The 24,929-nt window shown below is 65.8% G+C and carries 25 protein-coding genes and 1 tRNA gene; 19 read left to right on the top strand and 7 right to left on the bottom strand.

Features of this window, described 5'->3' with window-relative positions; translation table 11 throughout:
* The 6 genes from cobW to ASD99_RS05255 are packed head-to-tail and all read left to right on the top strand — an operon-like array spanning nt 1 to nt 8,141.
* Nucleotides 1–1,053 carry a cobalamin biosynthesis protein CobW gene (cobW, locus tag ASD99_RS05280; RefSeq protein WP_056596772.1) on the top strand — a complete coding sequence of 351 codons (1,053 nt, stop codon included), beginning with the start codon at nt 1–3 and terminating at the stop codon, nt 1,051–1,053.
* An 18-nt stretch (nt 1,054–1,071) separates the two neighbouring features.
* Nucleotides 1,072–4,530: a cobaltochelatase subunit CobN gene (gene cobN, locus ASD99_RS05275; RefSeq protein WP_057142937.1), complete on the top strand. Its 3,459-nt coding sequence runs from the start codon at nt 1,072–1,074 to the stop codon at nt 4,528–4,530.
* A complete protein-coding gene (gene cobG / locus ASD99_RS05270) occupies nt 4,527–5,990 on the top strand; it encodes a precorrin-3B synthase (RefSeq protein ID WP_057142936.1) in 1,464 nt (487 codons plus the stop codon). The genes cobN and cobG overlap by 4 nt, the downstream gene beginning before the upstream one ends.
* 2 nt (nt 5,991–5,992) lie before the next feature.
* The gene (locus ASD99_RS05265; RefSeq protein WP_057142935.1) at nt 5,993–6,625 is read left to right on the top strand and encodes a precorrin-8X methylmutase; all 633 of its coding nucleotides are present in this window, start codon (nt 5,993–5,995) and stop codon (nt 6,623–6,625) included.
* Nucleotides 6,622–7,380, top strand: coding sequence for a precorrin-2 C(20)-methyltransferase (locus ASD99_RS05260; protein ID WP_057142934.1), 759 nt, complete (start codon nt 6,622–6,624; stop codon nt 7,378–7,380). Before ASD99_RS05265 ends, ASD99_RS05260 begins: the two co-directional genes overlap by 4 nt.
* A complete protein-coding gene (locus ASD99_RS05255; RefSeq protein ID WP_057142933.1) occupies nt 7,377–8,141 on the top strand; it encodes a precorrin-3B C(17)-methyltransferase in 765 nt (254 codons plus the stop codon). Before ASD99_RS05260 ends, ASD99_RS05255 begins: the two co-directional genes overlap by 4 nt.
* Here the strand turns inward: ASD99_RS05255 and ASD99_RS05250 are convergent.
* Nucleotides 8,105–8,872, bottom strand: a complete 768-nt coding sequence (locus tag ASD99_RS05250) for a cobalt-precorrin-6A reductase (RefSeq protein ID WP_057142992.1) — start codon at nt 8,870–8,872, stop codon at nt 8,105–8,107. The genes ASD99_RS05255 and ASD99_RS05250 overlap by 37 nt on opposite strands.
* A gap of 1 nt (nt 8,873) precedes the next feature.
* Here ASD99_RS05250 and ASD99_RS05245 point away from each other — a divergent pair, with 1 nt between their 5' ends.
* From ASD99_RS05245 to ASD99_RS05210, 8 genes are all read left to right on the top strand, one after another.
* Complete coding sequence (locus tag ASD99_RS05245; protein ID WP_057142932.1) at nt 8,874–10,103, top strand: bifunctional cobalt-precorrin-7 (C(5))-methyltransferase/cobalt-precorrin-6B (C(15))-methyltransferase; 1,230 nt, start codon at nt 8,874–8,876, stop codon at nt 10,101–10,103.
* On the top strand, nt 10,100–10,486 hold the full coding sequence (locus tag ASD99_RS05240; protein ID WP_057142991.1) for a cobalamin biosynthesis protein: 387 nt from the start codon (nt 10,100–10,102) through the stop codon (nt 10,484–10,486). Before ASD99_RS05245 ends, ASD99_RS05240 begins: the two co-directional genes overlap by 4 nt.
* The gene (cobM, locus tag ASD99_RS05235; RefSeq protein WP_056596795.1) at nt 10,483–11,247 is read left to right on the top strand and encodes a precorrin-4 C(11)-methyltransferase; all 765 of its coding nucleotides are present in this window, start codon (nt 10,483–10,485) and stop codon (nt 11,245–11,247) included. The genes ASD99_RS05240 and cobM overlap by 4 nt, the downstream gene beginning before the upstream one ends.
* Nucleotides 11,244–12,062: a uroporphyrinogen-III C-methyltransferase gene (gene cobA, locus ASD99_RS05230; protein ID WP_057142931.1), complete on the top strand. Its 819-nt coding sequence runs from the start codon at nt 11,244–11,246 to the stop codon at nt 12,060–12,062. The genes cobM and cobA overlap by 4 nt, the downstream gene beginning before the upstream one ends.
* Nucleotides 12,059–13,372: a cobyrinate a,c-diamide synthase gene (locus ASD99_RS05225; protein ID WP_056596800.1), complete on the top strand. Its 1,314-nt coding sequence runs from the start codon at nt 12,059–12,061 to the stop codon at nt 13,370–13,372. The genes cobA and ASD99_RS05225 overlap by 4 nt, the downstream gene beginning before the upstream one ends.
* 3 nt (nt 13,373–13,375) lie before the next feature.
* Nucleotides 13,376–14,152, top strand: coding sequence for an adenosylcobinamide-GDP ribazoletransferase (gene cobS, locus ASD99_RS05220; RefSeq protein ID WP_057142930.1), 777 nt, complete (start codon nt 13,376–13,378; stop codon nt 14,150–14,152).
* Between the two features lie 39 nt (nt 14,153–14,191).
* Nucleotides 14,192–15,202, top strand: a complete 1,011-nt coding sequence (gene cobT / locus ASD99_RS05215) for a nicotinate-nucleotide--dimethylbenzimidazole phosphoribosyltransferase (RefSeq protein WP_057142929.1) — start codon at nt 14,192–14,194, stop codon at nt 15,200–15,202.
* 83 nt (nt 15,203–15,285) lie between these two features.
* Complete coding sequence (locus ASD99_RS05210) at nt 15,286–15,543, top strand: hypothetical protein (protein WP_057142928.1); 258 nt, start codon at nt 15,286–15,288, stop codon at nt 15,541–15,543.
* Between the two features lie 111 nt (nt 15,544–15,654).
* On the opposite strand, the gene ASD99_RS05205 is transcribed toward ASD99_RS05210, so the two are convergent.
* Both ASD99_RS05205 and ASD99_RS05200 read right to left on the bottom strand, forming a co-directional pair.
* Nucleotides 15,655–15,730: transfer RNA gene (locus ASD99_RS05205), tRNA-Lys, on the bottom strand.
* A gap of 107 nt (nt 15,731–15,837) precedes the next feature.
* Entirely contained in the window at nt 15,838–16,746 is a 909-nt protein-coding gene (locus tag ASD99_RS05200; protein WP_056596815.1) for a PhzF family phenazine biosynthesis protein, read from the bottom strand.
* Between the two features lie 101 nt (nt 16,747–16,847).
* Between ASD99_RS05200 and ASD99_RS05195 the strand changes: the two genes are divergently transcribed.
* The 4 genes from ASD99_RS05195 (at nt 16,848) to ASD99_RS05180 (ending at nt 20,546) form a co-directional block, all read left to right on the top strand.
* A complete protein-coding gene (locus tag ASD99_RS05195) occupies nt 16,848–18,143 on the top strand; it encodes an efflux RND transporter periplasmic adaptor subunit (protein ID WP_056596816.1) in 1,296 nt (431 codons plus the stop codon).
* A 4-nt stretch (nt 18,144–18,147) separates the two neighbouring features.
* A complete protein-coding gene (locus ASD99_RS05190; RefSeq protein ID WP_057142927.1) occupies nt 18,148–18,861 on the top strand; it encodes an ABC transporter ATP-binding protein in 714 nt (237 codons plus the stop codon).
* Between the two features lie 100 nt (nt 18,862–18,961).
* Nucleotides 18,962–20,179: an ABC transporter permease gene (locus ASD99_RS05185; protein WP_056596821.1), complete on the top strand. Its 1,218-nt coding sequence runs from the start codon at nt 18,962–18,964 to the stop codon at nt 20,177–20,179.
* A gap of 124 nt (nt 20,180–20,303) precedes the next feature.
* On the top strand, nt 20,304–20,546 hold the full coding sequence (locus ASD99_RS05180) for a hypothetical protein (protein WP_056596822.1): 243 nt from the start codon (nt 20,304–20,306) through the stop codon (nt 20,544–20,546).
* On the opposite strand, the gene ASD99_RS05175 is transcribed toward ASD99_RS05180, so the two are convergent.
* Nucleotides 20,543–21,259 (bottom strand): hypothetical protein, encoded by a 717-nt coding sequence (locus tag ASD99_RS05175; protein WP_056596824.1) that lies wholly within the window; start codon nt 21,257–21,259, stop codon nt 20,543–20,545. The two genes, ASD99_RS05180 and ASD99_RS05175, sit on opposite strands and share 4 nt — an antisense overlap.
* A 16-nt stretch (nt 21,260–21,275) precedes the next feature.
* Nucleotides 21,276–22,388, bottom strand: a complete 1,113-nt coding sequence (locus tag ASD99_RS05170; protein ID WP_056596826.1) for an endonuclease/exonuclease/phosphatase family protein — start codon at nt 22,386–22,388, stop codon at nt 21,276–21,278.
* Between the two features lie 188 nt (nt 22,389–22,576).
* On the opposite strand from ASD99_RS05170, the gene ASD99_RS05165 reads away from it, so the two are divergent.
* Nucleotides 22,577–23,119: a BA14K family protein gene (locus ASD99_RS05165; RefSeq protein WP_056596831.1), complete on the top strand. Its 543-nt coding sequence runs from the start codon at nt 22,577–22,579 to the stop codon at nt 23,117–23,119.
* A gap of 92 nt (nt 23,120–23,211) precedes the next feature.
* Here ASD99_RS05165 and ilvC read toward each other — a convergent pair whose 3' ends face one another.
* Both ilvC and ASD99_RS05155 read right to left on the bottom strand, forming a co-directional pair.
* Nucleotides 23,212–24,231 (bottom strand): ketol-acid reductoisomerase, encoded by a 1,020-nt coding sequence (gene ilvC / locus ASD99_RS05160; RefSeq protein WP_023757108.1) that lies wholly within the window; start codon nt 24,229–24,231, stop codon nt 23,212–23,214.
* A gap of 26 nt (nt 24,232–24,257) precedes the next feature.
* Nucleotides 24,258–24,911, bottom strand: a complete 654-nt coding sequence (locus ASD99_RS05155; RefSeq protein WP_056596835.1) for a TetR/AcrR family transcriptional regulator — start codon at nt 24,909–24,911, stop codon at nt 24,258–24,260.
* Nucleotides 24,912–24,929 lie beyond the last annotated feature (18 nt).

The raw sequence follows: 24,929 nt of genomic DNA, 5'->3' as shown, positions 1-24,929 counted from the left end.
ATGACCGCTCCAGATTCGTCCGCCAACCTCTCCCGCGTTCCCTGCACCGTTGTCACCGGCTTCCTCGGCGCCGGCAAGACGACGCTGGTCCGCCATCTCCTGGAAAACGCCGGCGGCAAGCGCATTGCCATCATCGTCAACGAATTTGGCGACATCGGCATCGATGGCGAGATCCTCAAGGGATGCGGCATCGACACCTGTCCGGAGGAAAACATCGTCGAACTGGCCAATGGCTGTATCTGCTGCACCGTCGCCGACGATTTCGTTCCGGCGCTCGACCAGATCCTCGCGCTGACGCCGAGGGTCGACCACATCCTGATCGAGACCTCGGGCCTCGCGCTGCCCAAGCCGTTGGTCCAGGCTTTCCAGTGGCCGAGCGTGAAAAGCCGGGTGACCGTCGACGGCGTCATCGCCGTGGTCGACGGGCCGGCATTGGCCGAGGGTCGCGTCGCCAACGACATGGATGCCTTGCAGGCGCAGCGCGCCCAGGATGAGACGCTCGACCACGACGACCCGGTGGAAGAAGTGTTCGAGGACCAGATCGCCTGCGCCGACCTGATTATCCTGTCGAAAAGCGATTTGATGGACGCCGCCGGCACCGACCGCGCCAACGCCATCATCAACGAACACTCCGCCCGCGCGGTGAAGATCGTGCCGACATCGCATGGCAAGGTCGATCCCTCGGTGCTGCTCGGGCTCGGTCTGGCGGTCGAAGACGACATCGAGAACCGCAAGTCCCATCATGACGGCGCCTTCGACCATGAGCATGACGACTTCGACACCTTCATCGTCGACATTGCCTCGATCGCCAATCCCGATGATCTGGCGAAACGCGTCGCCACCGTCGCCGAAGAAGAGAACGTGTTGCGCGTGAAAGGCTTCGTCGAGGTCGGCGGCAAGCCGATGCGGCTCTTGCTGCAGGCGGTCGGGCCGCGCGTCAATCATTACTATGACCGCGCCTGGACCGCCGAGGATGACCGCCGCTCGCGCCTCGTCGTAATCGGGCTGAAGGGGCTGAACCGCCCGGCGATCGAGCGTATCCTTGCCGGCTGATTTCGGACACGGGTCGCGATGCACATCCTAACCACGACATCCGCCTCGCTCGACGACCTCGCCGAGCCGGTCGATCTGCGGCAGACGCCGGCGGATATCGTGGCGCTGTCCTTCACCGACAGCGATCTCGCCGGATTGGCGGCGGCCTGGAAGGCCGACGCCGAACGCCTGCCCTCGATGCGGCTGGCCGCGCTGCGCGACCTGCGCCATCCCATGTCCGTCGACCTCTGGGTCGACAGCGTCGCCCGCCACGCCAAGATCATCCTCGTGCGCATCCTCGGCGGCTACGACTGGTGGCGCTACGGCTGCGACCAGCTTGCCTCGACCGCCCGCGAACGCGGCATAAAACTGGCGCTGCTGCCCGGCGAATGCCGAGATGAGGATCTGCGCCTGATCGAAGCCTCGACGCTGCCGCGCGAGGAGTTGGACGGCCTGCTCGATTATTTCCGCGAGGGCGGCCCGGCGAATATGAGCGCGCTGGTGCAGAAGTTGGCGGGGTTGGCGGGACAGGATGCGGTTGCTGCAGAGCCGGTCACTGTGCCAAAAGTTGGCTACTACGAACCCGGCCGCGGCGTCGTCCCCCTGCCCCTCGAGGGGGAGGGAAAGGTCGTGCCGATCCTGTTCTACCGATCGATGCTGCTCGCCGCTGATGTCGCGCCCATCGATGCCCTGTTTGAGGCGCTCCGCCAGCGCGGCATCAACCCGGTCCCCATTTTCGTCTCCAGCCTGAAGGACCCGGCATCGCTGGCGTTCGTGGAAACAGCACTGGCCGCGCTGAAACCCGCGGCCATCATCACCGCGACCGCTTTCGCGTCCGGCGCCGAGCCCGGCGTTGAAACCCTGTTCGACCGCGCCCGCGTGCCCGTCTTCCAGGTCATTGTCGCCACCACCCGCCGCGACATCTGGGAGAACAACCAGCGCGGCCTGGCGCCCGCCGACCTTGCCATGCATGTCGTGCTGCCCGAACTCGACGGCCGCATCTTGGCCGGCGCCATTTCCTTCAAGGGCGAGAGCGATGTCGATCCGGCGCTTGGCCACCGCGCCTTCGCCAACCGGCCGGAAGCGGATCGTGTGGCGCAAGTTGCTGACCGCGTCGCGGCCTTCATCCGACTACGGGAGACGCCCCGCGCCCAGCGCAAGCTCGCCATCCTGATCCCGGATTATCCGAGCGCGCCCGGCCGAACCGGCTACGCCGTCGGCCTCGATGTGCCGTCCAGCGTGCTGGCGATGCTGCATGATCTGAGCGAACAGGGCTATGGAGTTGAAGGGATACCGGAGACGCCGCGGGCGTTGCTGGGGCTGCTGGAGCGCGGCAATGATGGGCTGGGGCTGGACGACTATCGGGACTTCTCAAAGGGCCTGCCGATTGAGGCTGTTGCTGCAGTCGAAGCTGCATGGGGAGCGGCCGATACTTCACCCTCCCCCTTGTGGGGAGGGTCGGTTCGCGACATTCGCGAAGCGGATGGCGCGAACCGGGGTGGGGGTAGCGGCGCACCACCCCCACCCGGCCCTGCGGGCCACCCTCCCCACAAGGGGGAGGGTAAGAGCGCTTTCCCCTTCCGCGCCGCGACCTTCGGAAACATCACCGTCGCGCTGGCCCCAGACCGCGGCCGCTCCGCCGACCGCCGCGCCGATTACCACGACCCGACACTGCCGCCGCGCCATGCGCTGATCGCTTTCGGTCTGTGGCTGCGCAGCTCGCTCGGCGTCCACGCGCTCGTCCATGTCGGCGCGCACGGCACGCTGGAGTGGCTGCCGGGTAAGACGGTTGCGCTTTCGGAAAACTGCTTTCCCGAAATCGTCACCGGCCCCTTGCCCGTCATCTATCCTTTCATCGTCTCCAACCCCGGCGAGGCTGCACAGGCCAAGCGGCGCATCGCCGCCGTCACCCTTGGCCATCTGCCGCCGCCCCTGACCGGCGCCGGACTGGACGAGGACCAGCACAAGCTCGAGCGGCTGGTCGACGAATACGCCCAGGCCGACGGGCTCGACCGTCGCCGCCGCGACCGCCTGGCAAAACTGATCGTCGACACCGCGCAAAAAACCGGCCTCGCCACCGAAGCCGGCGTCGCCAGGACCGACGCGCCCGATGAAGCGCTGCGCCGAATCGATGCCTGGCTCTGCGATCTCAAGGATTTCGCCATCAAGGACGGGCTGCATATCTATGGCCGCGCTCCGGAGGACGAGCCTGACGCCATGCGGCGACAAAGTGCGGCAGCCGAGAAGACGGCGCTGCTCGCCGCGCTCGATGGCCGCCACGTCAAGGCTGGGCCGGCCGGCGCGCCCGCGCGCGGCCGATCCGATGTTCTGCCCACCGGCCGCAACCTGTTCACGTCGGACCCGCGCACCATGCCGACGCCGACCGCCTATGATCTGGGCAAGGCAGCGGCGGAGGAAGTCGTGCGCGGCTACATGCAGTCGCATGGCGACTGGCCGCGCTCGCTGGTGATCGATCTCTGGGGCTCGGCATCGCTGCGCACCGGCGGCGAGGAGATCGCTCAAGGGTTGGCGCTGATGGGCTGCCGGCCGCAATGGGATGCGGCCACTGGCCGCATCACCGGCATCGAGGTATTACCTCCCGCCGCGCTCGGCCGGCCGCGCGTCGATGTCACCTGGCGCATATCAGGCCTGTTTCGCGACATGTTTCCGACCCAGATTGCGCTGATCGATGCCGCCGCCAACGCCGTTGCCGCCCGCGACGAGGAGGATTCGGAAAACCCGCTCGCGGCCAAAACCCGCGCCGACGGCAAGATCAGCCCGCGCATCTTCGGCACTTCGCCCGGCACCTACGGCGCCGGTGTCGAGGATCTTTTGTCCTCCGGCGACTGGGTGGCACGCGAAGAGATCGGCCGCGCCTATCTCGACGCCACATCGCATGCCTATGGCGGCTCCGAAGGTGAAGGCGTCTTGGCGCCCGGTGCCTTCGAGGGCCGCATCGCCGAGGCCGATCTTCTCGTCCACACCGGCGACGATCCCGGCCGCGACATCCTCGAGGGCTCCTCCGATGTCGCCTTCATCGGCGGCTTCTCGGCGGCCTTGGCAACTCTCGGCAGGAATGCCGACGTCATCGTGCTCGACACCACGGACCCGCAAAAGCCGAGGCCACGCTCGGTCAGCGAGGCCGTATCGCGTGTCGTGCGTGCCCGCGCCGTCAATCCACGCTTCATATCAGGCCAGATGCGCCACGGCCCGCGTGGCGCCTCCGAATTTGCCGAAACCGTCGACCGGCTGGTCGGCTTTGCCGAAACCACCCACGCCATTTCGGGAACGTTGATCGAGGCGGTGCATGACGCCTATCTCGGCGATCCGGCTGTCCGCGCCTTCATCCTGCGCGAGAACCCCGCCGCCGCGAAAGTCATCGCCGAGCGCTTGCTGTCGGCGCGCCGGCGTGGCCTGTGGCATCCCTTGCGCAATTCCATCGACGACGATCTCACGGCCCTGATTGCCGAGGCAGAAGCACTTGGGGTGGCGGCATGAACGCCTTCTCGCGCCGTGGCGCCTGCCCGGCTCTGGCAGCCCCCATGCAGACCGGCGACGGCCTGCTGGTACGGCTCAACCCTGTCGCTGGAGGGTTGTCGCCAGAGTCGTTGATCGGACTAGCCGAATCCGCTCTGCGGCACGGCAACGGCATCATGGAAGTCACCGCGCGCGGCAGCCTGCAGATACGCGGACTGACGGCGGAAAGCGCTCAGTTGCTGGCGACGGAGGTCGATGCGTTGGGCATCGCGGTGCGCACCGGCGTGCCGGTCGAGACCGGGCCGCTGGCCGGCATAGATCCGCAAGAGATTGCCGATCCCCGGCCGCCGGCTGAACAGATCAGGACGGCGGTCGAAGAAGCAGGTCTGACGCAACGGCTCGGGCCGAAGGTGTCGGTCATTGTCGACGGCAGCGGACAACTGACCATGGATACTCTGACCGCAGATGTGCGGCTTGCTGCAACGGGCACCGATGCGGGAGTTCGGTGGCGGGTGGCTGTCGCGGGTGACGGGCAGAATGCACGGCCGCTTGTCACGGTGGAAGACGATGCAGCGCGCGATATTGCCGTTGCCGTGCTCAGAATGATTGCCGAGAAAGGCCGCGAGGCTCGTGCGAGGGATTTGTCGGAGCGGCAATTGGCTTATCTCGCAGGCTGGCATTCTGTGGCGCCCCCCTCTGTCCTGCCGGACATCTCCCCCACGAGGGGGGAGATCGCTCATTCACGCTCACCTTCGCCAATTTCCATGGCTTCGGAGGGAGGGCCGGCGCCCGGGCTGCCAATCTCCCCCCTCGTGGGGGAGATGTCCGGCAGGACAGAGGGGGGCGCGAAGGAACTCCGCCCGATCGGAATTTTCGACCTCGCCGAGGCCGGTATCGCCCTCGGCATCGCCCTGCCCTATGGCAGCATGCCAGCGGACAAAATCATCGCGCTCACCCAAAGCGCCATCACCCTCGACACAACCGAAATCCGCCTCGCCCCAGGCCGCGCCCTGTTGTTTCTCGGACAGCCATCGTCCGCCAACCGCGCCCTCCAGCACACCGCCGCCACCCTCGGCTTCGTCACCTCCCCCGCCGACCCGCGCACGCGCATCGCCGCGTGCCCCGGCACGCCCGCCTGCGCCTCCGGGCGGATCGCCACGCGCGACATTGCCGAGACGATTGCCGCCGAAAACGCCGATAGTCTCGACTTCACCCTGCACGTTTCCGGATGCGCCAAGGGCTGCGCCCACCCCGGCTCGGCAGCGCTGACGATAGTCGGCGGCGAAAACGGAGCCGGACTTGTCGTGAACGCGACGGCAAAGGCCCTTCCTGCGGGCTACAGGCCGGGCTATGACGCCGCGCGCGGCATCAGCCGCGTCGCGGCACTGATCCGCAGCACACGATATCAAGGCGAAACCGCCGCCGCTTGCCTGACAAGGCTCGGGCCGGCGGCTATCGCCGAGGCTTACCGACAGGAATGAGCATGGCGGCCTACGACTATATCCATGACGGTACGGCGATATATGAGCGCTCCTTCGCCATCATCCGCGCCGAGGCTGATCTGTCGCGCTTCTCCGATGCCGAGGCCGATGTCGCCATCCGCATGATCCATGCCTGCGGCCAGGTCGAAGCATCAAGTCATTTTGTGTTCTCCACCGATTTCGTTGCCGCCGCGCGCACCGCTCTGGCGGCTGGCGCGCCAATTTTCTGCGACGCGGAAATGGTCTCGCACGGCGTCACCCGCGCCCGGCTTCCGGCCGGCAATGAGGTGATCTGCACCTTGCGCGACCCGCGCACGAACGACATCGCCAGGGAGATCGGCAACACCCGTTCGGCCGCCGCGATCGACCTGTGGGGCGAGCGCATGGCGGGGTCGGTGGTCGCCATCGGCAATGCGCCGACCGCGCTGTTCTATTTGCTGGAGAAACTGCGCGACGGCGCGCCGAAGCCTGCCGCCATCATCGGCATGCCGGTCGGTTTCGTCGGTGCGGCCGAATCGAAGGACGCGCTGGCCGAGAATTCCTACGGCGTGCCCTACGCCATCGTGCGCGGCCGGCTTGGCGGCAGCGCCATGACCGCCGCCGCGCTCAATTCATTGGCGAGGCCCGGCCTGTGAACGCGCTTGCCACAGGTCGTCTCGTTGGCGTTGGCACCGGTCCCGGTGACCCCGAACTGCTGACCCTGAAGGCCGCGCGGGCCTTGGCGGAAGCCGATGTCGTGGCCTATTTCGCCAAGCGCGGCAACAACAGCAACGCGCGCGCCATCGTCGAAACACGCTTCCGGCCGGATATGCTTGAGCTGCCGCTGCTCTATCCCGTCACCACTGAAATCGACAAGGATCACGACGACTACCGGTCGCAGATCACGGCTTTCTACGAGGAGTCGGCCGAGAAGGTCGCCGAGCACCTCGACGCTGGCAAAATGGTCGCGGTGCTGTCGGAAGGCGACCCGCTGTTCTACGGCTCTTACATGCATCTGCATGTGCGCCTCGCCCATCGCTTCCCGACCGAAGTCATCCCCGGCGTCACCGCCATGTCCGGCTGCTGGTCGCAGACTGGTGTTCCGATCGTCCAGGGAGACGACGTGCTGACGGTGCTGCCCGGCACGATGAGCGAGTTCGAGCTGACGCGCCGGCTGGCCGACACCGATGCCGCCGTCATCATGAAGGTCGGCCGCAACCTGCCCAAGATCAGGCGGGCGCTGGAGTCGACCGGCAAGCTTACGCGCGCCGTCTATGTCGAGCGCGGCACCATGGCCGGCAGCGTGTCGATGAAGCTTGCCGACAAGCAGGATGACAAGGCGCCCTATTTCGCCATCGTGCTGGTCGCCGGCTGGTCCGGCCGCCCCGGTGCGCTGGGAGCGCAAGCATGAGCGGCCGTCTCACCGTCATCGGCCTTGGCCCCGGCAGTGCCGATCAGGTCACGCCGGAGGCCAGCCGCGCCGTCGCCGAGGCCAAGTTCTTTTACGGCTACAAACCATATCTCGACCGGCTGGAGCTGCGCCCGGACCAGACCCGCGTCGCTTCCGACAACCGTGAGGAGCTCGCCCGATCCAAGGACGCATTGGTCAAAGCCGCAGAGGGCCACGACGTCGCCGTGGTTTCCGGCGGCGATCCCGGTGTGTTCGCCATGGCCGCAGCCGTCTGCGAGGCGATCGAGGCCGGCCCAGTCGAATGGCGCGCGGTCGATGTCACTGTGGTGCCCGGCATCACCGCCATGCTTGCCGTTGCCGCCCGCATCGGCGCGCCGCTCGGCCATGATTTCTGCGCCATCTCACTGTCAGACAATCTGAAGCCCTGGGATCTGATCGAATTGCGCCTGCTGGCGGCGGCCGGCGCCGGCTTCGTCATCGCGCTCTACAATCCGATCAGCAAGGCGCGCCCGTGGCAGCTTGGCCGCGCCTTCGAATGCCTGACCGCGATCCTGCCGGGCACCACGCCGGTGATTTTCGGCCGCGCCGCCGGCCGCCCGGACGAGCGCATCGATGTCTATCTGCTCGCCGACGTCGAGGCTGAAAAGGCAGACATGGCGACCTGCATCATCATCGGCTCGCCGGAAACAAGGATCATCAAGCGCGCAGAGAAGCCGGCGCTGGTCTACACGCCGCGCTCGTCCACGGGACGGACAAAATGATCGACCATCGCGGCCAGCGCTTCGACGGTTTCAGCCGACGGCACATCCGGCAAGGCTGGCCGTCGGACCATGACCACGTCGATGCCAAGCGCCCGCGCCGCGGCGATCTTGCCGTAGGTCGCCTCGCCGCCGCTGTTCTTGGACACGACGACATCGATGCGATGCTCTTGGAGCAGCGCACGTTCCTCCGCTTCGCGGAACGGACCACGCGCCAGAAGATAGCTCGCGTCCGGCACGGCCAACGCGGGCTCGACCGGATCGACGCTGCGAACGAGATAGTGGTGCCGGGGCGCTGCTTCGAAGGCGGCGACCTCTTGCCGGCCGAGCGCCAGGAAGACGCGGCGCGGCGTCGGTCCAAGCGCTTGCACGGCATCGCCAACCTTATCGACCAGCGTCCAGCGGTCGCCCTCGACAGGCTCCCAGCCTGGGCGCCGCAGGGCAAGGATCGGCACACGGGCCACGCGCGCGGCCTGCGCGGCATTGGCGGATATTTGCGCCGCATAGGGGTGCGTGGCGTCGATCAGCAGGTCGGTGCCCGTCTCCCTCAGGTAAGCAGCCAACCCATCGGCACCGCCAAAGCCTCCGCTTCGCACCGGCACGCCTTGCGCGACCGGGCTTTCGGTACGCCCGGCCAGCGACAGCGTGGCCGAGCAATCGGCACGCCCCGCCAGTTTTCCGGCCAGTTGCCGCGCTTCGGTGGTGCCGCCGAGGATCAGAATACGGTGGGTCATCATGCCTGCTGAGTGTCAATCGCGAGCCGCCTGGCTGACGGTCGTCGGTATCGGCGAGGACGGTTTAGCGGGTCTCGGCGACGAGGCCAAGCAGCGGATTGCCCAGGCGGAGATCATCTTCGGCGGCAAGCGGCACCTCGCCCTTGTCGCTTCCTTCGCCAATGGCGAGCCGCACCCATGGCCGGTTCCTTTCGATGCCGAAATGCGCGACGTGCTGGCGCTGGCCGGCAGGCGCGTCTGCGTGCTCGCCTCCGGCGATCCGTTCTTCCACGGCGTCGGCGCCACCCTCGCCCGCAAGGTCAAGCCGCAGGAGATGCATGTCATTCCCGCGCCATCGGCCATTTCGCTGGCAGCCGCGCGGCTGGGCTGGGCGCTGCAGGATATCGAGACCGTCTCATTGCATGGCCGGCCGCTCGACCTGATCCGGCCGCTGCTGCACCCAAACGCGCGCATCCTGGCGCTGACGTCGGATAACGATGCGCCGGCGGCGATCGCCCGCCTGCTCATCGAACTCGACTTCGGTGCCTCGCGGCTGACGGTCCTGGAGGCGCTGGGCGGGCCAAACGAGAACCGACGCTCGGTCCGCGCCGATGCCTTCGATCTCGAAAATATCAATCCGCTCAACGTTCTGGCGGTCGAAGTTGAATCTGGTCCGGATGCTCGCGTCCTGCCGCTCACGTCAGGCCTTGCCGATCATCTGTTCGACGATGACGGCCAGATCACCAAACGCGAGATCCGCGCCATCACCCTGTCGGCGCTGGCGCCGCGGCGCGGCGAGTTGCTGTGGGATATCGGCGCTGGCTCCGGTTCCATCGGCATCGAATGGATGCTGGCCCACCCTTCGATGCGCACCATTGCCATCGAGGCCGATCCGATCCGCGCCTCCCGCATTGGCCGCAACGCCGCCGCCTGTGGTGTTCCCGGCCTTGTCGTAGTCGAAGGCAGCGCCCCCAAGGCGCTTGCGAGGCTGGAGACACCTGACGCGATCTTCATTGGCGGCGGCGGCAGCGACACCGGCGTCTTGAACGCTGCTGTCAAGGCGATGCGCACTGGCGGCCGTCTCGTGGCAAACGCGGTGACGCTGGAGATGGAAGCCCTGCTTCTTGCCCAGCATACGAAGCTTGGCGGCGATCTCACACGGATAAGCATCTCCCGGGCTTCACCAGTTGGCTCGATGCAGGCCTGGCGGCCTGCCATGCCGATCACCCAATGGAGCTGGGTGAAGCCATGATGGTCGCTGGCATCGGCAGCCGAAAAGGTGTGCGTGTCGAGGACGTGCTTGCCGCGATCGAAACCGCGCTGGAGACGCATGGGCTGGCGATGACGGCTCTTTCGGCGCTGGCGACTGCCGCGCTCAAGAAGGATGAAGAGGCGATCCCTGCCGCTGGCCGCGCGCTGCGCCTTCCGGTCATCGTCGTTGATGACTCAGCACTTCAGGCCGCCTCTCCAGATACGCTCAGCCATTCCGATCTCTCGCAGGATCTGGCCGGCACGCCATCGGTTTCCGAGGCATCCGCCCTTGCCGTCGCCGGCAAAGGCGCAAAGCTGCTCGGGCCCCGCACGGTGCTCGGCCCGGTCACCTGCGCCATCGCCATCAGCGGAGATGCGCCATGACGGTCCATTTCATCGGCGCCGGCCCAGGTGCCGCCGACCTCATCACGCTGCGCGGCGCGAGGCTCTTGGCGAGCTGCCCGGTCTGCCTCCACGCCGGCTCAATCGTCGCGCCCGAATTGCTGCAGCACTGCGCAACGGGGACAAAACTGATCGACACAGCACCGATGTCGCTCGACGAGATCGAGGCCGAGTATGTCGCGGCGCAGAAGGCCGGCCATGATGTGGCGCGTCTCCATTCCGGCGACCTGTCGGTATGGAGCGCCGTTGCCGAGCAGATCCGCCGGCTGGAAAAACATGGCATTCCCTACACGCTGACGCCGGGCGTGCCGTCCTTTGCTGCCGCGGCCGCCGCATTGCGCCGCGAGCTGACCATTCCCGAAGTCGCGCAAAGCCTGGTGCTGACCCGCATTTCCGGGCGCGCATCAAAGATGCCGCCGGGCGAAACGCTGGCCGGCTTCGGCCGCACCGGCGCCACCCTGGCCATTCATCTGGCCATCCACGCCATCGACCGCGTCGTCGCCGAACTCACACCGCACTATGGCGGCGATTGCCCGGTGGCGATCGTCTTCCGCGCGTCCTGGCCGGACGAGCGCGTGCTGACTGGCACGCTGGCGACCATCGAGGCACAACTCGCAGCCGATCCGATGGAGCGCACGGCGATCATCTTCGTCGGCCGCTCGCTGGCGGCGGAAGGTTTTGGCGAGAGTTCATTGTACGACGCCCACTATCAGCGGCGTTTTCGCGGACGGGACGGATTGTGAGCGGCAGCACCAAAAACGAGGGCGAAAACGCCACGCTCGAACAGGCTTTTTCCCGGCTGAATTTCAAGCCGCGCCGGCTCGAACCGGGCCACGTCTGGCTGGCCGGCGCCGGCCCCGGCGACCCCGGCTGCCTGACCCTGGAAGTGTTGGCGGCGTTGGCCGAAGCGGATGCATTGGTCTACGACGCGCTGGTTTCATCGGATGTCGTCGCCGTAGCCCAGAATGCGGATCTTTTCTTTGCCGGCAAGCGTGGCGGAAAACCGTCGATGAAGCAGGACGACATCACAGCACTGCTGGTGCGGCTGGCGCGGGAAGGCCGCCGCGTCGTCAGGCTGAAGGGCGGCGATCCCTATATTTTCGGCCGTGGCGGCGAAGAAGCTCTGGCGCTGGCGCGCGAAAATATCCCCTTCCGCGTCCTGCCCGGCCTGACCTCGGGCCTCAGCGCGATGGCCGCGACCGGCATCCCGGCCACCATGCGCGGCATCAACAAGGCTGTGATCCTGGCCACGGGCCACGCCGCCGGCACCGATGACGATCTCGACTGGGCGGCGATCGCCCGCACAGGCCAGCCTGTCGTCGTCTATATGGGCATGGCCAATCTGCCCCTCATCGCTGCGGCACTGCTGGACGGCGGGCTGGCGCCGTCGACACCGGCGGCCGTGATCGTCGCCGCGACGACACCGCAGGAACGAACCGTCGTCGCCACGCTCGCCACCATTGCCGAGGAAGCGGCCGCCGCCGGTCTCGCCTCGCCGGCGCTGATCGTCGTCGGCGGCATCGTTGCGATGCGCGCGGCGCTGGCGGGGCAAGCATGACGGCCCGCGCCATCATCATCGGCGCGCCGCGCTCCGGCTCCGGCAAGACCAGCGTCACCATCGGCATCCTGCGCGCGCTCGCCCGGCGCGGGCTGAAGGTGCGCGGCGCCAAATCCGGCCCCGACTATATCGACCCCGGCTTCCACACCGCCGCCACCGGCCTGTCCGGCGTCAATCTCGACAGCTGGGCAATGCCGCCGTCGCTGCTCAATGCGCTGGCCGCGCAAGCCGCCGATGACACTGATTTTGTCATCCTCGAAAGCGCCATGGGCCTGTTCGATGGCATTCCGGCCGCGCCAGGGCGCACCGGCTCGGCGGCCGACCTGGCGCGGCTCTATGGCCTGCCGGTGCTGCTGGTGCTCGACGTTTCCGGCCAGTCGACCACCGCGGCCGCCGTCGCCAAGGGTTTTGCCACCTATGACCCGGACGTGCGCATGGCCGGTGTCGTGCTCAACCGGCTGGGCAGCGAGCGGCACCGCAAGCTGTGCAGCGACGCCATCGAGGCGATCGGCCTGCCGGTCGTCGGCGCCATCCTGCGCGATCCCACCCTGAACCTGCCCGAGCGCCACCTCGGCCTCGTCCAGGCCGGCGAATATGACGACCTGATGGCGCATCTCGACCGCCTGGCCGACATGGCGGAAAAATCGCTCGACCTCGAAGCCATCATGGCCTTGGCGACACCCCTCACCCCGGCGCCCGGCGGTTTTGACGACGCGCTTGTGCCGCCCGGCCAGCGAATCGCGCTGGCCGAAGATGCTGCCTTCACATTCCTCTATCCGCATGTCGCGGCTTACTGGCGCAAGGCCGGAGCCGAAATCGTCCCGTTCTCGCCGCTCGCCGACGAAGCGCCCGACGAAGACTGCGATGTCTGCTGGCTACCGGGCGGCTATCCCGAGCTTCACGCCGGCCGGCTTGCGGCGGCAGGGAACTTCAAAACCGGAATGGCAAGATTCGCGGCGACAAAGCCCATCCATGGCGAGTGCGGTGGCTTCATGGTGCTGGGCAAATCTCTGGAGGATGCCTCCGGCGAAACGCATGCGATGCTAGGCCTGCTCGGCCATTCCACCAGCTTCGCCAGGCGCAAGATGAATCTCGGCTATCGCGAGGCGCGGCTGCGCGCGGATTGCCCGCTGGGCTCGGCTGGCGCATTGATCCGTGGCCACGAATTCCACTATGCGCAGATGACCTCTGCCGGCAATGACGAGCCGCTGGCCGACCTTGCCGACGGCCAGGGCAATCCGATCGGCGCCTCGGGCTACCGGCGCGGCCATGTCAGCGGCACCTTCTTCCATGCGATTGCGAGGGGCTAGAGCATGAAGTTCAAGAACCTGGCCCTTTCACCGCGGCAGGTCGTCGACGACATCGCGCTTTGCCTGGTCTTCTTCACCAGGCTGCCGCTACCCGTCTTCGACTTTCGCGGCCGCAGCCTTGCCGCCGCGATCTGGGCCGCCCCTGTCGCCGGGCTCGTCGTCGGCCTGATCGGCGCGATCGTCTTTGCCACGGCGGAACGGTTTGGCCTTGCCATGGGGCCGGCGGCAGCTCTTGCGCTTGTGGCAACCCTCACCACCACCGGCTGCCTGCATGAGGACGGGTTGTCCGACGTCGCCGACGGCTTTGGCGGCGGCAAATCGCGCGGCCGCAAACTCGAGATCATGCGCGACAGCCGCATCGGCGCCTATGGCGCAGCGACGCTGGCTCTGTCGCTGCTGATCCGCTGGAGCGCGCTGTCGGAATTCGTCGACCCCACACAGGCGCTGTTCGCCCTCCTGGCCGCCCACGCGGCCTCGCGCGGCCTGCTCGGCGCTTTCATGCATCTCTTGCCCCCGGCGCGGGTCGACGGCCTCTCGGTCTGTGCCGGCACCGTCTCTGCCGAAACGGCAACAGCCGGCGCCGTGCTCGGCGCGATTCCGCTCCTGCTGCTCGGGCTGGGCGGCGCCGTTTTCGCGCTGATCTTGCTTGGCCTGCTGTTTGCCGCCTTCCGCGCGCTTTGCCTCAACCAGATCGAGGGCCAGACCGGCGACACGATCGGCGCCTTGCAGCAGGCGAGCGAAATAGCGGTGCTGCTCGTCGCTTCCGTAGCCCTTTCCTGATTCCCTTTGGCCTGATTCCCTTTTGGAGATTTTGCCCCCATGCCCTTCAAATCACTCGAAGAACTGCGCGCCGCCTGCCTCGACCTGCCGGCCGGCAGCGATGCCGCGGCCAATGCGGTCGCCCGCCGCCAGGACACATTGACCAAGCCGCAAGGCAGCCTTGGTCGGCTGGAGACGATCGCCGCCTGGCTGGCGCGCTGGCAGGGCCGCGACATGCCAAAACTCGACCGTGTCAAAGTCTTCGTCTTCGCCGGTAACCACGGCGTCACCGCGCAAGGCGTGTCGGCCTATCCTTCTGAGGTCACTGTGCAGATGGTGGCCAATTTCGCCGGCGGCGGTGCCGCCATCAACCAGCTTGCCCGCATGGCCGGCGCCGAACTCGACGTCATCCCGCTCGACCTCGATCATCCCACGGGCGATTTCACGCAAGTGCCAGCAATGGACGACAAGGCGTTTCTCGCCGCAGTATCCACCGGCTATGACGCGGTGACGAAAGACCTCGACCTGATCTGCTTCGGCGAGATGGGCATCGGCAACACCACGCCGGCAGCCGCCATTTCAGCCGCCCTGTTCGGCGGTGGCGCGGAAAAATGGACGGGACGCGGCACCGGTGTCGACGACGCCGGTCTCAAGCGCAAGGTGGTCGCCATCGAAGCCGGCCTGAAGCGCCACGCCGCCGCCCTTGCTGACCCGCTAGGCATCGCCGCAGCACTCGGCGGTCGCGAACTGGCCGCCATCTTAGGCGCCACGCTCGCCGCCCGCCATCTGGGCATGCCAGTGCTGCTCGACGGCTTCGTCTGCACCGCCGCCGCCGCCCCACTGGCAAAGCTGCACCCGACCGGCCTCGCCCACACGATCGCCGCGCACGTTTCGGCCGAATCCGGCCATCGCGGCCTGCTCGAAGCCCTCGGGCTGCCGCCGCTGCTCGATCTCGGCATGCGGCTCGGCGAAGGCTCCGGTGCCTGCCTCGCGGTCAACATCGTCCGTTCGGCGCTGGAGTGCCATGCCCGCATGGCGAGTTTTGCCGAGGCGGGTGTGTCGGAGAAGTAGTTATCCATTCCCCGCATCGACCGTCGTCGTCACGACAAAGGAAGCATCTTCCGGCAACGGCGATTCTCAAATAGCTTTTGCGGATGAAAAAACTTCATCCCGTCGCAGCTGCAGCGTCTATCGCCGTGGCGGTTGCTGTTGTGCTCCGTCACAGCAGCTATTCAAGTCATGGCCCGATCGATACCGGCATCTTCGTTGTCTTCCTGGTATTCTTCTGGTGGCTCATCAGCGATTTCTCCAGAGGAAAAGATGGAATCGGCGCCAGCGATGCTGCAGCCGGGGAAAAGGGCATTGCTTTTCGATTCGGCCGGTTTCTGAGCCCCATTTTCCAACGCGGCTGAATCGCCACGAGATTCGGATAGCGCGACTAAAGAATCACAGTCAGACAGCCTGCCCGAGACGCGCCAAACGCGTCTCGCCTTCAGGGTCTTTCCACCAATTTTTCGAAAAAATGGTGGGTGCGCACAGGATTGAACTGTGGACCCGCTGATTAAGAGTCAGCTGCTCTACCAACTGAGCTACGCACCCACTCGGCCGGCAAAAACCGGCGTTGGCGGGCATATAGCCGCCACCATCGGTCCTGTCCAGCCCTGCCGGAATCATTTCCCGACAAATCGCTTAAGTGCCGCGGATGGTCAGACGAACAGCCTGCCTTCCGCAACCTTGATCGCATTGCCCCCGATGCGCGCCGAGGCCAGTTTTCCGCCTTGCACGGTCAGTTCGAGGCGGATGCGCGATGGCCGGCCCATCTCCAGCCCCTGCTCGATCCACAGCTGCGAAATGCCGTCGGTCGGCGCGTCGAAATGCATGATGGCGCCGGCAAAGGCGGCAGCCGCCGAGCCGGTCGCCGGATCCTCATAGGAAGGCGTGCCGGGCACGATCATGCGCACATGGAAGGCGCTTTCGTGGTTCACCGTCTCGCGGCAATAGACATAGGGGCTGGCGAAGGCCCATTCGCTCTTGCGCGGCGCCAGTTCCGACCAGGCCTGGTTGTCCAGCCGGATGCGGCCCGCCGCCTCGAGATTGGCAACCGGGATGGTCACGTAGGGCACCCCGGCCGACCAGAACGCGACGCGATGATTCTCGAAGCCGATCTCGTGCGGCGTCAACCCAAGGGCGGCGCCGATCGCCTCCGGATCGGCCTCGAGCGTCAGCGGCTCCGGCAGCTTCGCCAGGTCGAACTCGGCAAAGGTGTTGCCGTCGTGCTTGCTGACGGCGCAACGCACCGGGCCGATGTTTTCCTCAAGCACGAAGATGCCCGCGCCGCCCTCTTCCGCCAGTTCCGCCAATGCGATTGCCGAGCCTACGGTTGGGTGGCCGGCGAACGGCATTTCATAGTCGGGCGTGAAGATGCGAATGCGGTTTTTATGCTTTGGATTGTCCGGCGGCAGCACGAAAACCGATTCGGACAGGTTGAATTCGCGCGCGATGGCCTGCATCGCGGCCGTGTCCAATCCCTTGCTGTCCAGCACGATGGCCAAGGGATTGCCGGCCAGTCGCTCGGTCGTAAACACATCGTAAAGCAAGTAATTCCGGGTTTTCATTCCTGCCTCAATCCCAACATGGGCGAAATTTAATTTGATATTTGAACCAGTAATCCTGATCTGTGCACAGATAGGGACATTGCGCATTATAGGGGTCCAGCGTGGACCAGATTGTCAATCTGCCAAAGACGGAATCGGATTCCGCCATCGAGACGGCGCTTGGGCTCGACAAGACGGGTCGGCGCAAGTCGCGCCGGCGTGGCTGGCTCTATGCGCTGCTGGCGTTGATCGTGCTCGCCGCCGGGGTTGGCGCCTATCAATGGTATGCCGGCTCGCCGGCCAAGATTGACTACACCACAGTGCCTGCCGCCAAGGCCGACCTCACCGTCGCGGTGTCGGCGACCGGTACGCTGCAGCCGCTCACCCAGGTCGATATCTCTAGCCAGCTCTCCGGCGTCATCCGTTCGGTGTCGGTGGAGGAGAACCAGCAGGTCAAGAAGGGCGACGTGCTGGCTGCCCTCGACACCACCAAGCTGCAGGTGCAGATCGAACGGGCGGAGGCCTCCGCCAAGGGCGCCGCCGCCAATGTCGAGGACGCCACGGTAACGCTGACCGAGAATGAAAAGGCGCTTGTCCGCGCGGCGGCACTGACCAAGCGCGGCATGGCGACCGACCAGTCGCTCGAGGCGGCGACGGCGACGCGCGATCGCTCCAAGGCGGCGCTCGACAGCGCCACCGCCAATCTCGCCATCGCCAATGCCGATCTAAAATCGCAGCAGACCGACCTTGCCAACAGCACCATCTATGCGCCGATCGACGGCATCGTGCTGACGCGCTCGGTCGATCCCGGGCAGACGGTCGCCTCCTCCTTGCAGGCGCCCGTGCTGTTCATCATCGCCGCCGATCTCAGAAACATGGAACTGGTGGCGGCGGTCGACGAGGCCGATATCGGCGCGGTCAAATCCGGCCAGCATGCCCGCTTCACCGTCGATGCCTTCCCGGAGCGGCCGTTCGACGCCGAGATCCGCGACATCTCCTATGCCTCGGTGACCACCGACGGCGTCGTCACCTATAATGCGCGGCTTGAGGTCGACAACAACGAGCTGTTGCTGCGGCCTGGCATGACCGCCACCGTCTCGGTCGTCACAAAGCAGGCCAAGGGTGTGCTTACCGTGCCGGCCACGGCCTTCCGCTATCGCCCGGCGCAGCAGGCCGCCGCACGCGGCTGGAGCCTGAGCGACCTGTTCACCGGCCGCATGGGGCGCCCCGGCGGCAACCGCCAGCGACAGGCCGCCACAGTGCCCACCGACGGCTCGCGCACGCTCTATGTGCTGGAGAACGGGCGTCCGCATCCGGTCAGCGTCAAGATCGGCTCCACCGATGGCGAACTGACCGAGATCACTTCGGGCCTGGACGAAGGCGCTCAGGTCATCACCGCGTCGCAGCAGCGGAGCTGATGCCGTGGCCGCGGGCGCGACCCTCATCACCTTCGACAAGGTCTGGAAGAGCTACGGCCAGGGCGAGGCCCGGATCCACGCGCTGGCCGGCGTCGACCTTGCCATAAAGCGTGGCGAATTCGTCGCCATCATGGGCCCGTCCGGCGCCGGCAAGTCGACAGCAATGAACATCATCGGCTGCCTCGACACGCCGACGGCCGGAACCTATTCCTTCATGGGCATCGATGCCGGCCGGCTAGACCGCAACCGCCGCGCCATGCTGCGCAACCTCTATGTCGGTTTCGTCTTCCAGGGCTACAATCTGCTGGCCCGCACCACCGCTGCGGAGAATGTCGAGCTGCCGCTGATCTATCGCGGCGTTGCCGCCCGCGAGCGCCGCGACCTCGCCATGCAGGCGCTGGCGGAGGTCGGCCTTGTCGGCCGCGAGCACCACACACCGGCCGAGTTGTCCGGCGGCCAGCAGCAGCGCGTGGCGATCGCACGCGCCATCGTCACAAGGCCGACGCTGCTCGTCGCCGACGAGCCGACCGGGAATCTCGACACCGCCCGGACGCATGAAATCATGGAACTGCTAAGGAAGCTGAACGAGGAGGTTGGCCTGACCATCACCATGGTCACCCACGAGGCAGACGTTGCCGAATATGCCAAGCGCACCATCCGCTTCGTCGACGGCCGCGTCGCCTCGGACACCGCGAAGCTGGAAGTGGCTCAGCCATGATCCCGAAAAGTGGAATCCGGTTTTCGGAGAAGATCATGTTCAAACAAAGAGATGATAGAGCCCCATCCCGGCTCTGTCGGGAGGGATCAGGCTCTATATCATGATCTGGGAAACCGTCCGCCTCTCGCTCCGCTCGATCCGCCGCAACGTGCTGCGCTCGTTCCTGACCTTGCTCGGCATTGTCATCGGCGTCGCCGCCGTCATTGCGATGCTCACCATTGGCTCCGGCACCACGCAAAAGGTCAAAGCCGACATCTCCAAGCTCGGCAGCAACCTGCTGGTCGTCCGTTCCGGACGCCCGGCCGGTCCCGGTGGTCCGGGCGGGCTCGACCAGGTGGTGCGTCCGCTGGCCGAAAAGGACCTGGCGGCGCTGGTCGCGCACCTGACCGGCGCGCGCGCCATTTCGCCGGCATCGCAAAAGCAGGTCCGCGTCATCTTCGGCACCGAGAGCCTGACTTCGGGCGTCACCGGCACCGACAGCGCCTATCTCGATGCGCGCGACTGGAAGCTGGTGTCCGGTCGTCCGTTCAGCGATTCCGAAACCCGCTCGGGCACCGGCGTGTGCCTGATCGGCGAGACGGTGCGCCAGCAGTTCTTCGGCGCCGGCGACCCCGAGGGCGAGATCATCCGCGTCAACCGCACCTCCTGCAAGATCATCGGCCTGCTCGAGCCGAAGGGCTATACCGGCTTCGGCCAGGACCAGGACAATGTCGTCCTGATGCCGCTGCATGCCTATCAGCGCCGCATTGCCGGCAACCGTGACATCGACAGCATCTACATCGCCGCCGACGACCGCACGCCGACCAGCGAACTGCAGCCGCGCGTCGAGGACATCTTGCGCGATATCAGGCGCATCACGCCCGAGCGCGAGAGCGATTTCGCCATCCGCGACATGACCCAGATCGCCGACGCCATGGCCAGCGCCACAACCACCATGACCGGGATGCTGGGCGCGGTCGCCGGCGTGAGCCTGCTGGTCGGGGGCATTGGCATCATGAACATCATGCTGGTGTCGGTCACCGAGCGCACCCGCGAGATCGGCATCAGGCTGGCCATCGGCGCGCATGAAAAGCACATCCTCATCCAGTTCCTGGTCGAGGCAACGGTGCTATCGCTGCTCGGCGGCATCGTCGGCATCCTGATCGGCCTGGCGCTGGCCGGCCTCGCCTCGGTGATGCTGACCATCCCCTTCGCACCGAGCCCGGCGGTCATCCTGCTCGCCGTCGGTTTTTCCGCGCTGATCGGCATGGTGTTCGGCTTCTTCCCGGCGCTGCGCGGCGCCCGGCTCGACCCGATCGACGCGCTCAGGCACGAATAGGGCAACCCGGCCGGAACGCGGCCAGCGCTCCGACCGGTTTTGCACAGCCTTCGACGGTTCCGCTCGGCCACCACTGTCCCCGCACCGTTCGCGATGCTAGGGCAATTGGGTGGAGGAATAGCCAATGAGCAAGAAGGCGCGACTGATCCTGGCGATGGTCATCATCGAGGCCTTCCTTGCAGGCATCTGGTGGTATCTCGCCCGCTATGGCCTCGCCAATCCCGATCGCGTCACATCAGATTTTCAGGCAGTCGTCGGCCGGACCATGGGAATGGCGATGGGCGGCTTGCTGGGCATCGGCCTTATCATGTTTATCGTCGCCGCCAGCAACGACCGCAAGGCGGCGCAGAGCAAGACGCTTCGTTAATCGACGCCCGAAAAATGCCACTCGATCAGCGGCTTCATGTGCGCTGACAGCCCGGCCGGCAGGTCGGCGGCATGGCGGATGATCACCGGCCCTTCGATCTCCGGCTCGGTCTCGGCGGCAACGAAGGCGCTGATGCGACGGGCGATCTCGTCGGCGGACGCTGTCTCGTGGTAGCGGCGGAAGATCACCGTGCCGCTGTTGGTCGACATGGCATAGTAGCGTTTACCGCGCGCCGCACCGGTTAGATCGATGCCTGTTTCCTCACGCACTTCGCGAATCGCGTTGAAATCGACATCGACGAGGCCGTTGCGGAAATCGACCGGCTCGAACGAGCCGGCGGCGAAATAGACGCTGCCGGCGTTGACCGTGTGCGGTCCCATGCGGATCGCCACCAGCGCGTTGTCGCCGGCCACCAGCATGGCATGCGCATAGGCGTGCTCTGCGCCCGAATTCTCGCGCCGTTTTCGCCATAGCATGAACGTCGAATAGGTGACCGCATGACAGCGGCCTACGAGACGGTTGTCGCGGTACGCAAGTTGCGACAGCAGCACCACCGTACCGTCGAACAGCGCCGGATTGGCCGCGATCTCGCGCTGCCAGTTCTCGGCGATCGCCTCCGCATTGTCCAAGGCGAAGGGATGCGGGCCGGGATCGAGCCGGACGTCGACGGCGTCGACCGGCAGGATGACATTGCGCGGCAGGTCGAAACTCATGTTGCTCCAACGCTGCTTAGGTCATGTCCAGGGTAATGGCCACCGGACAATGGTCCGACGCCTTCGGCCGGTCCCAGCCGGCGCGCGGAAAGCGCTCGACTTCCTGCCCAGGCGGAAAAATGGTCCGCCAGGGCTGGCCGTTGCGGATGATGTCGGGAACGGCCGTGGCGTTGCTGGCGGCAAGCCCCTTCGACAGCAGGATATAGTCGAGCTGGCACAGATGCCGCTCTTCCGGTCCGCGCGTGTGGTACAGACTCCAGCGGTTCATCTCGGGGCGCCGCTCGACGACGTTTTCGCAGAAGCCGCCTTCTGTCAGCACATTGATGCAGGACACGGCCTCGTCGACCACCTCGAAGCGGTAGCCGTCGATCGCGTCGCCGGCGATCTTCACGCGCTGGCGGTAATCGTTCATGTCGCCGCAGATCGCCCACCGCTTTTCGGCGGCGTGCTCCCCACCGAAACGCTCCTCGATGATCCGTCGCACGGCTTGCGCCTCCGCGATGCGCACCGGCATCGTCGCCGCGCGCCCGTCGAGCCCGTTGCGTGGCGAGCCCATCGACTTGAAATGCACGAGGTAAAGCGTCAGCGGCACGCCGCCCACTGTAATGTCGACTTCCAGGCAGTCACGCCGGAAGATGCGTTCATTGGCCTGGTTGCCGAGTGCCGCAAGCTCCGGCGTATGCAGCCCGAACTGCTCGTAGGTGACATAGGCGTGGCTGGTCATGCGCACGAATTCGATCGGCTGGCCCTGCGCGGTTTCGTTGCGCATCATCACGGCAACGTCGATGCCGCGCGAATCATTGCCCGAGGTGGTGTATTTCTGCCGGTAGCCTTGCCCCACCATCTTGAATAGATAGCCGTATTCGAAGGCCTTCAGCGCCTCGATGTTGTCGACTTCCTGCATGCAGATGATGTCGGCGCGGGTGGCCGCGATCGCCAGCGCCGTCAGTTGGCGCGTGTCGTCGGACTGGGCGATGGCGCGGGCCTGCTCCAGCATCTTGTATTCGGCTTCGCTCTGGATATCGAACAGCGCCAGCGTGCGATCCTCATTGAGCTGATTGCGATAGCCGGAATAATCGAACCTGTTCATCAGGTTCTCGACATTGAAGGTGGCAAGGCGCAGCGACATGCCATGACCTTTGCCCGCAAGCGCTAGAGAAAACAAGCTCGCAGGACCACCAGCGGGGATCGACTGGTCCTGGGGCATTCGCGCCATGGTTGACGGAACCTTTCCGTTCATCCGCCGTTCAGATGCAAACATCCATTGTTGCCCCATTCCTCGGGTGGGCGTGGGGCCTGTAACTCTTGGAGAGTGCAATGAATTCGCTCTTTTCTTCCACGGTCAAATCCGGGCTGATAGCGCTCGGTATCCTTTCCGGCGTCACGGCGCCGTCCGCAGCCGGACCGATCCTGCAGCCGAACATGTCAATTCCCACCAGCACGGCGGCGCCGACGGTGACGCCAGTGCGCGACGAATGGGCGGGCGGCAACAACCGCCAATTCAACAACGAATGGAGATGGCGCCGTCATGACGGGCGCCGCAATTGGAACGGCAACCACGGAAACTGGAACGGTGGAGACAATTGGCGTTGGCGCCGTCACCACTATCGCGGCGGCCGTTACCACGATGATGGAGCGGCCGCACTCCTGGGCCTTGGGCTGGGGCTTGGCATCGGCAGCATGTACAACAACTACGACTACTACAATGCACCGCCGCCGCGCCGCTACTACCGTGCCGGCCGGCTTTCGAGCGCCCATGTCCAATGGTGCTACAACCGCTACCGGTCGTACCGGGCCTACGACAACACGTTCCAGCCCTACAACGGCCCGCGCCAGCAATGCTGGTCGCCCTATAGCTGAGTTAGCCTCAGAAATTAAAAACGGCGCCACGTGGCGCCGTTTTTTTGATCTTGACGGTTCGAAGCTGCCGTCTTCCGGCGATAGACCTTCGCTCAGTTCTTGGCCTTGTCGACCAGCTTGTTCTTGGAAATCCACGGCATCATCGCGCGCAGCTTGGCGCCGACTTCCTCGATCTGGTGGCTGTCGTTCATGCGACGGATGCCCTTGAAGCGCGACATGCCGGCACGGTATTCCTGCATCCACTCCGAGGTGAACTTGCCGGTCTGGATGTCCTTCAGCACGCGTTTCATCTCGGCCTTGGTCTCGGCGGTGATGATGCGCGGGCCCGAGACATATTCGCCCCACTCAGCGGTGTTCGAGATCGAGTAGTTCATGTTGGCGATGCCGCCTTCATAGATCAGGTCGACGATCAGCTTGACCTCGTGCAGGCACTCGAAATAGGCCATCTCCGGCGCGTAGCCGGCTTCTACCAGCGTCTCGAAGCCGGCACGGATCAACTCGACCAGACCGCCGCACAGCACGACCTGTTCGCCGAACAGATCGGTCTCGCATTCCTCGCGGAAATTGGTCTCGATGATACCCGAACGGCCGCCGCCGACGCCGCAAGCGTAGGACAGCGCCAGGTCGAGCGCGTTGCCCGAAGCGTCCTGATTGACGGCGACCAGGCACGGCACGCCGCCGCCCTTCTGGTATTCGCCGCGCACCGTGTGACCGGGGCCCTTCGGTGCGATCATGACGACGTCCACAGTCGACTTCGGCTCGATCAGGCCGAAATGCACGTTGAGACCGTGCGCGAAGGCGATTGCGGCACCATCGCGGATGTTCGGCGCGATCTCGTTCTTGTAGATGTCGGCCTGCAATTCGTCGGGCGTTGCCATCATCATCAGGTCGGCCCATTTGGCGGCGTCCGCCACGCTCATCACCTTGAGCCCGTCGGCTTCGACCTTCTTGGCGGTCGCCGAGCCGGCCTTGAGGCCAATGGCGATCTCCTTGGCCCCGGAATCCTTGAGGTTGAGCGCGTGCGCCCTGCCCTGGCTGCCGTAGCCGATGATGGCGACCTTCTTGCCCTTGATCAGATTGAGATCGGCATCACGATCGTAATAGACGCGCATTTTGTCTTCCTTCCCGTTTTTACAAATCAGAGGCCTTGCGGCCCGGTTTTTGCTCCATGAAGAGCGAGAAACTGCTGCGTCGCCCGCGCGGCATCGCCGCCGATCGCCGCCTCAGTCAATTCCAGCCGGTCGCCGAGCAGCAGACGGATCTGCACATCGCGGGCGACCAGCCCGAAAAAGGTGCGGAACGCCGTTTCGGCATCCGCAAAGTCGAGTAGCCCGGCCTGCCGGCCGGCCTCAAGCACCGGCTTCAGGCGCCTGGCCAGTGCAAAGCGGCCGTTCTCCAGCACCACGGCGCCGAGATTGTCCTTGCCGGAACCAGCATGGCCGACCGCAACCCGGTTGAGCGCGATCGAGGTATCACTGGAGATCACCTGGAGCCAGTCCGAGGCGAAACGTTCGAGGCTTGCCGTCAGCGAGGCAAGGTCCAGGCCCTTGCCGTCGACCTGCGCCACCCGCACTTTCGAAGCCTGCCATTGCACCGTCGCCGTCAGCAGCCCGTCGCGATCGCCGAACCACTTGTAGAGCGTTTCCTTGGAGCAGCTGGCGCGGCGCGCCACGGCGGTCATGGTCAGTTGGTCGCCCTCCTCGACCAGCAGCCGCAACGCTGCGTCGAGCACGGCCTTCTGCCGCTCCGTCAGCGCTTCGCTGGTGTCGATGTCAGGCACGATGTGCAACACGCTTTTCTCTCGAAAGGC

This window comes from Mesorhizobium sp. Root695, from assembly GCF_001428185.1.
Classification (GTDB): Bacteria; Pseudomonadota; Alphaproteobacteria; order Rhizobiales; family Rhizobiaceae; genus Mesorhizobium.
Note: the sequence above shows the minus strand (reverse complement) of the source record. Positions and strands in the feature narration are given on the sequence as shown.